Source organism: Halorubrum sp. SD612, assembly GCF_002135005.1.
In genome coordinates this window covers 22,923-29,061 of sequence record NZ_NEWI01000021.1, presented here as the reverse complement: position 1 = coordinate 29,061, position 6,139 = coordinate 22,923, and the positions used below count along the sequence as shown (strand labels likewise).

The window sequence follows — 6,139 nt, the reverse complement described above, 5'->3', positions numbered from 1 at the left end:
ACATGATCAGGTAGCGGCCGTCGGTCCCGTCGAACCCCGCGACGCCGCCCTCGACGCCGACGCCGAGGTCGTACGCCGGCCCGGTCTCCGAGTCCGTTTCGAGGACCGCGGCCGCCCGGTTCTCGGCGCCCGAAATCGTCTCCGCGTGGCCCGTCGGCTGCTCGCTCACGCCGGAGTCGACGGGAACCGATTCGATCGCGACGCCAGTCGGGGCGCCGGGGAGGTCGGCGTCCGCCGCCGATCCGAGGGCCAGTTCGACCGCGCGCCGCTTCACCGGGTTGCCGCTGCCGACGCCGACTCGCAGGGTCGTCATGGTCGGTCGTCGGCGCCGGCGACCGAAAACGCCTCGGGATGGAGCAGGCGCGCCAGCCGCTCGACCCCGTCGAGGAGCGCTGGGCTCGGCTGGTTGAGGAGGGAGTCGTCGAGGACGTGGACGGGGGCGTCGACCCAGTCGCGCTCGGCGACGGCCGCGGGGTCGACGCGGTCGCCGTGCCCGCAGACGTGGACGACGACGTGGTCCGGGTCGGCGCGCTCGACGGCGGCGGGGTCGACCTCGCGGGAGCGCTCGCCCGGCTCGACGAAGGGGTAGCGGCCGCCCGCGGCGCGGACCGCGTCGGGGACCCAGTTGCCGGCCGCCATCGGCGGGTCGGACCACTCCTCGCAGTAGGCGGTCGGGCGGGGGCGGTCGGCGACGGCGTCGGCGATCCGGTCGAGTCGCTCGCGCGCGTCGGCGGCGAGTCGCTCGCCGGCCTCGGGGCGCCCGACGTCGGCGCCGCGGGTCGCGAACCCCTCGACGACCTCGTCCAGCGTCGACGGCTCGCGGTGCGCGACGTCGAGGCCGCGCTCGCGGCAGGCGTCGGCGAGGTCGGCCTGGAGCCCGTCGCTCGTGAGGACGACGTCGGGGTCGAGGCCGGCGACGCGGTCGAGGTCGGGGTTCAGCCAGCCGCCGACGGCGGTCGGGGAGCCGATCCCGTGCGCCGACCCGGCGTCGGCGTCGTCCGAGAGGTCGCAGTGGTTCGTGACGCCGACGAGGCGGTCGGCCGCTCCGAGGGCGGCGACCGTCGCGGTCGCGCTCGGGGCGAGCGAGACGACGCGGGGATCAGTCATAGCCCGTGGTCGGGGCGCGAACGGCGCAAGCGTTTCGGTCGGATGCTTGGAAACGAACCACGGAAGGAGTCACCGAGAGGGTCTGAGACACAAAATATGAATAGGTAGGGGCGACGGAGAGCAGACGATATGGCCGGAAAGTCGTGCGTAGTCTGCGGATCGGCTGCCAGCTCCGACGGGATGCCGTATCGATGCGCCTACTGCGGCGATCCAGTCTGTCCGGATCATCGTCTCCCAGAAAACCACGGCTGTACCGGCGAACGTCTCGCCGGAGACAAAACACCGGAAGATCGGGGACCGCAGCCGATGGATCCGGAAGACGTGACGACGATGGGAACGGCACCGGAGGACATCGGACAGTCGTCACCGGACGTTGCTCTGGACGGCTCGATCGCGGGCGAACAGTCGACCGATTCCGAGGAGGAAGAACCGGAATCGTGGTGGCGAAGACTGCTTCCGTGGTGAGTCACGACAGATCCGAGACGCGAAGTCGACTGTCCGGGCGCCGATCTGGAGATCGGCAAAAACACGTGATAGATCGTGTCCTTTCGTCGGGATTCGAGCGACACGTTCCGGTCGTTTTAAGTTGTGTTCCGCCGACGGTAAACTAAGATCGCTCTCGGGCAGTTTCAGTTTCCGGGGGCAACCGAGCTATGAGTGAACGACTACACACACGGGGGAGTCGCTCCCGAACGGAGACGAACGAGGAGGAATCGGAGAACACGGACGAGACGCTCAGCTGCCCGGAGTGCGGCGGGCACGTCATCAACGACGAGGAGCACGGCGAGACGGTCTGTAGCGACTGCGGGCTCGTCGTCGAGGCGGACTCGGTCGACCGCGGGCCGGAGTGGCGCGCGTTCGACTCCCGCGAGAAGGACGAGAAGAGCCGCGTCGGCGCCCCGACGACGAACACGATGCACGACAAGGGGCTCTCGACGAACATCGACTGGCGCGACAAGGACGCGTACGGCCGGTCGCTCGGCGCGCGCCAGCGCCAGAAGATGCAGCGGCTCCGCAAGTGGAACGAGCGGTTCCGCACCCGCGACTCCAAGGAGCGCAACCTGAAGCAGGCGCTCGGCGAGATCGACCGCATGGCGGGCGCGCAGGGGCTCCCGGACAACGTCCGCGAGACGGCCTCGGTCATCTACCGACGCGCGCTCGACGAGGACCTGCTCCCCGGTCGCTCCATCGAGGGCGTCTCCACCTCCTGCGTGTACGCCGCCGCCCGGATGGCCGGCGTCCCGCGCAGCCTCGACGAGATCGCCGACGTGTCGCGCGTCGAGAAGGCCGAGATCGCGCGGACGTACCGCTACGTCGTCCGCGAGCTGAAGCTCGAAGTGAAGCCGGCCGACCCCGAGCAGTACGTCCCCCGGTTCGCCTCCGACCTCGAACTGAGCGAGGAGTCGGAGATGCGCGCGAAGAGCCTCCTCCGCAACGCGAAGGAGAAGGGGGTCCACTCGGGCAAGTCGCCGGTGGGCCTCGCCGCGGCCGCCGTCTACGCCGCCGCGCTCCTCACGAACGAGAAGACGACGCAGGCCGCGGTCTCGGAGGTCGCCGACATCTCCGAGGTCACCATCCGGAACCGCTACCACGAGCTGTTGGAGGCCGAGGACGGCCTCGTCGCGTAACTCGCGCGCTTTTCGCCGACCGTCCCGACTTCGCGGCCCGTGCGAACCCGACCAGCTAAGTCCCCGCCCGCGGAACGCTCGCGTATGTTCGAGGAGTTCGTTCTCGCCGCGAGCACGGCCGACCTCTCCGAGGAGCCGGCGGCCCGCGACCACGCCGACGCGGTGGAGTTCCGGCTGGACCTCGCGGACGCCCCGCGCGACCAGCTGGCGAGCTACGACGGCGAGCTCCCCCTGCTCGTCACGAACCGGGCGTCGTGGGAGGGCGGCGAGGCCGACGGGCTCGCGCGCTACGACGCGCTCTCCGACGCGGTCGCCCGCGACGCGGTCGCCGCGGTCGACGTGGAGCTCGCCGCGCTGCGCGGGACGCACCCGGACCCGGCCGAGGAGTCGCACGCGACAGCGCTGCGTGACGCGGCCCGAAGGGAGGGGGTGGCGGTGGTCGCGTCGGTCCACGACTTCGAGTCGACGCCCGAGCCGGCCGCGCTGGTCGACCTGCTCGCCGACGCCGCGAGCGAGGGCGACGTGGGGAAGCTAGCGACGACCGCGACCGCCCCGGCGGACGCGCTGGCGACGCTCAAGGCGACCCACGAGGCGACCGTCGCTGGCCATCGGGTCGCGACAATGTGTATGGGCGAGCCGGGGCGTCACACCCGCGCGGTCGCCCCGGTCTACGGCTCGAAGATCGGCTACGCGCCCGTCGACCCCGCGGAGGCGACCGCGCCGGGGCAGTACCCGCTCGCGACGCTCCGAACCCTCGTCGACAGGCTTCGAGGCGGCGAGCCGGGCGCGTAGAGGCGGCGAGCCGGACGCGTAGGGACAGCAAACCGGGCGCGCGTAGGGGCGGACACTTTTCACGCCCGCCGTCGAACTACGGCGGTGAGATGGCCCTCATCGGATCGGATCAGTCGTCGGTGGTCTCCGCGTTCGGCCTCCTCATCGCCCTCGTCGCGGTCGTCGGCACCCGATTCCTCGGGTGGGAGTGGGGGTCCGGCCGACTCGTCCCGACGCTCGTCGGCGTGGCGGTCGCCGGGGTCGCCGTCGCGGTCGTCGCCGGGCGGGTACTGGACTGAACGCGGCGACCGCGTCGCCGTCGCGCACGTCGATCCGGTCGCCAGGCCCGGCTCGCCGCGTCGCCGACCGGCCGACGCGCCCGGGACGGAGCCAAACCGCTTTACGACCGCCCCCGTAAGTGACGGCAATGGCGACGTGCGACGTGTGCGGGGAGTACGAGAACCTCCCGTACCAGTGTAAGCGGTGCGGCCAGACGTTCTGCGCCGAACACCGGCTGCCCGAGAACCACGACTGTCCGGGCCTCGCCGAGTGGGACGACCCCGGCGGCGTCTTCGACAGCGGGTTCGACGAGAGCGTCGAGGGCGGGGCCGCGGGCGGCGCCGCCGACGCGCGGGGCGGCGGAGGCGGAGTCGTCGACCGCGTCAAGCGTCGGGTCGACCGCGAGACCGGCACCGGCGGGTTCGTGAGCTTCTTCCGCAACAACGCGACGTACGCGATCCTGCTCGCGATGTGGGTCACGTTCGTCGCGCAGTGGGTCGCGCTGTTCGTCGGCGGCCAATCGCTCCACAACACCCTGTTCGTGCTCCAGTCGGAGGCGGTCACGAACGTCTGGACGTGGGTGACTTCGGTGTTCTCGCACGCCCCGGGACAGCTGTTCCACATCATCGGCAACAGCGTGGTCATCCTGTTTTTCGGCCCCCTCGTCGAGCGCGCCGTCGGGTCGAAGCGGTTCGCGGCGTTCTTCTTCGGGGCGGGGATCGCCGCGGGGCTCGGCCACGTCCTCTTCGCGATCGCGATGAACGCCCCGCCGACGGGGGTCCTCGGCGCCAGCGGCGCCGGCTTCGCGATCCTCGGCGTCCTCACCGTCTGGCGGCCGAACATGCAGGTCCTCCTCTTTTTCGTCATCCCGATGAAGATCAAGTACCTCACGTGGGGGATCGCGGTCGTCTCCGCGCTGCTCGTGGTCACGAGCGGCACGGGCGGCGTGGGCGGCATCGCGCACCTCGCGCACCTGATCGGGTTCGCCATCGGGCTCGCGTTCGGCAAGCGCAACGAGGGGCTCGCCCGCTCCGCGGGCGGCATGGGCGGCGTCTCGATGGGCGGCGCCCGCGGCCCCGGGGGTCCGGGAGGCCCCGGCGGTCCGGGCGGACGCTTCTAATGGACCTCGCGCGGCCCGATCTCCGTCCCGACCCGTCGCTGTCGCGGCAGGAGATGGAGTCGCTCCAGCGCGAGATCGCGGCGGCCGCGGCGTTCGACGACGACCACGCGCTCGACCCGGCCGCCGTCGCGGTCGAGTCGGCCGCCTCGCTCGCCGACGGCCTCCCGCCGGCTCGCCCGGACGCGGTCGCGAACGAGACGCTCCCCGGTACCGGCGGCGCGGTAGAGGAGTCTGGTGTGCCCACCGTCGTCGGCGTCGACCAAGCGTTCCGCACCGACCGCGCGGGCGACCGTCCCGACGCCGCCGTCTCCGCTGCGGTCGCGCTCCGCGGCGGGACCGTGGTCGAGTACGCGAGCGCGACCACGCCGCTGTCGATCCCGTACATTCCGGGCCTGCTCGCGTTCCGGGAGGGCGAGCCGATACTGGCCGCGCTCGACGCGCTCGACGCCGAGGCCGATCTGCTGGTCTGCGACGGCTCCGGCCGGATCCACTTCCGGGAGGCGGGGCTCGCGACGCACGTCGGCGTCCTGTGCGACGTGCCGAGCGTCGGCGTCGCGAAGAGCCTCCTCTGCGGCGAGCCGGACGAGCCGACGGCCGACCGCCCCGCGGGCTGGCGGACGCCGATCCGCGCGGACGACGCGGTGACGACGGCCGAGCCGGGGACGGTGATCGGCCACGCGTTCCAGTCACGCCAGTACCCGAACAGCAGGCGGGTGAACCCCCTCTACGTCAGTCCCGGGCACCGCGTGTCCGCGGAGAGCGCCGTCGACCTCGTCGCGGCGCTGTGCGCGGGCTACAAGCTCCCCGAGCCGACGCGGCTCGCGGACGCGCACGCGGAGCGGGCGAAAGGCGACGCGGAGTGAGCGCGGAGGCCGTTTCGGACCGACACTGTGTCACCTGTTGCCACGGGCAGGCGGTTTTTAGACGGTCGCCCGCGAACGCAGAGACATGGGAGACGACGACGCCGAGAGTCCGATGTCCGCCGAGGAGTTCCGGTCGCTGACCGACGGGCTGGTGCGACAGAGTTCGGGCGGCGGGACCACCGTCTACAAGAACGCCGCGGGGGTCGGCTGTCCGAACCCGGACTGCGACCGCGGCGTCTTCCAGACGCTGTTCGTCAGCGACCACGGCTGGCAGCAGATCGGCGCCACCCGCGACGGGATCGACCTCTGTCTCGTCAACACGGAGTCGAAGCGGCTCGTCTTCATCCACGACGAGTAAGCGGTTCGGCGCG

Annotated in this window: 9 protein-coding genes and 1 pseudogene; 8 read left to right on the top strand and 2 right to left on the bottom strand. The window is 71.8% G+C overall.

The genetic code is table 11. From position 1 onward, the window contains the following. Positions 1–313, bottom strand: a 313-nt coding sequence (locus tag B9G38_RS04175) for a DUF84 family protein (RefSeq protein WP_143415360.1), incomplete at its 3' end; no start/stop codon positions are given. Then, positions 310–1,107: a cobalamin-binding protein gene (locus B9G38_RS04170; protein WP_086219589.1), complete on the bottom strand. Its 798-nt coding sequence runs from the start codon at positions 1,105–1,107 to the stop codon at positions 310–312. The genes B9G38_RS04175 and B9G38_RS04170, both read right to left, overlap by 4 nt. Positions 1,108–1,236: 129 nt before the next feature. Between B9G38_RS04170 and B9G38_RS18805 the strand changes: the two are divergent. From B9G38_RS18805 to B9G38_RS04135, 8 genes and pseudogenes are all read left to right on the top strand, one after another. Next, a pseudogene (locus B9G38_RS18805) lies at positions 1,237–1,353 on the top strand (AN1-type zinc finger domain-containing protein); the annotation flags it as partial. A gap of 60 nt (positions 1,354–1,413) precedes the next feature. After that, on the top strand, positions 1,414–1,572 hold the full coding sequence (locus B9G38_RS18490) for a hypothetical protein (RefSeq protein WP_233127157.1): 159 nt from the start codon (positions 1,414–1,416) through the stop codon (positions 1,570–1,572). Positions 1,573–1,760: 188 nt separating this feature from the next. Then, positions 1,761–2,735 (top strand): transcription initiation factor IIB family protein, encoded by a 975-nt coding sequence (locus tag B9G38_RS04160; RefSeq protein ID WP_086219587.1) that lies wholly within the window; start codon positions 1,761–1,763, stop codon positions 2,733–2,735. A gap of 84 nt (positions 2,736–2,819) precedes the next feature. Further along, positions 2,820–3,527 (top strand): type I 3-dehydroquinate dehydratase, encoded by a 708-nt coding sequence (locus B9G38_RS04155; RefSeq protein WP_086219586.1) that lies wholly within the window; start codon positions 2,820–2,822, stop codon positions 3,525–3,527. A gap of 89 nt (positions 3,528–3,616) precedes the next feature. After that, the gene (locus tag B9G38_RS04150) at positions 3,617–3,805 is read left to right on the top strand and encodes a hypothetical protein (protein WP_049932484.1); all 189 of its coding nucleotides are present in this window, start codon (positions 3,617–3,619) and stop codon (positions 3,803–3,805) included. 128 nt (positions 3,806–3,933) lie between these two features. Then, positions 3,934–4,905 carry a rhomboid family intramembrane serine protease gene (locus B9G38_RS04145; RefSeq protein ID WP_086219585.1) on the top strand — a complete coding sequence of 324 codons (972 nt, stop codon included), beginning with the start codon at positions 3,934–3,936 and terminating at the stop codon, positions 4,903–4,905. Continuing rightward, positions 4,905–5,768 carry an endonuclease V gene (locus B9G38_RS04140; protein WP_086219584.1) on the top strand — a complete coding sequence of 288 codons (864 nt, stop codon included), beginning with the start codon at positions 4,905–4,907 and terminating at the stop codon, positions 5,766–5,768. Before B9G38_RS04145 ends, B9G38_RS04140 begins: the two co-directional genes overlap by 1 nt. An 85-nt stretch (positions 5,769–5,853) precedes the next feature. After that, on the top strand, positions 5,854–6,126 hold the full coding sequence (locus B9G38_RS04135; RefSeq protein WP_004596496.1) for a hypothetical protein: 273 nt from the start codon (positions 5,854–5,856) through the stop codon (positions 6,124–6,126). Positions 6,127–6,139 lie beyond the last annotated feature (13 nt).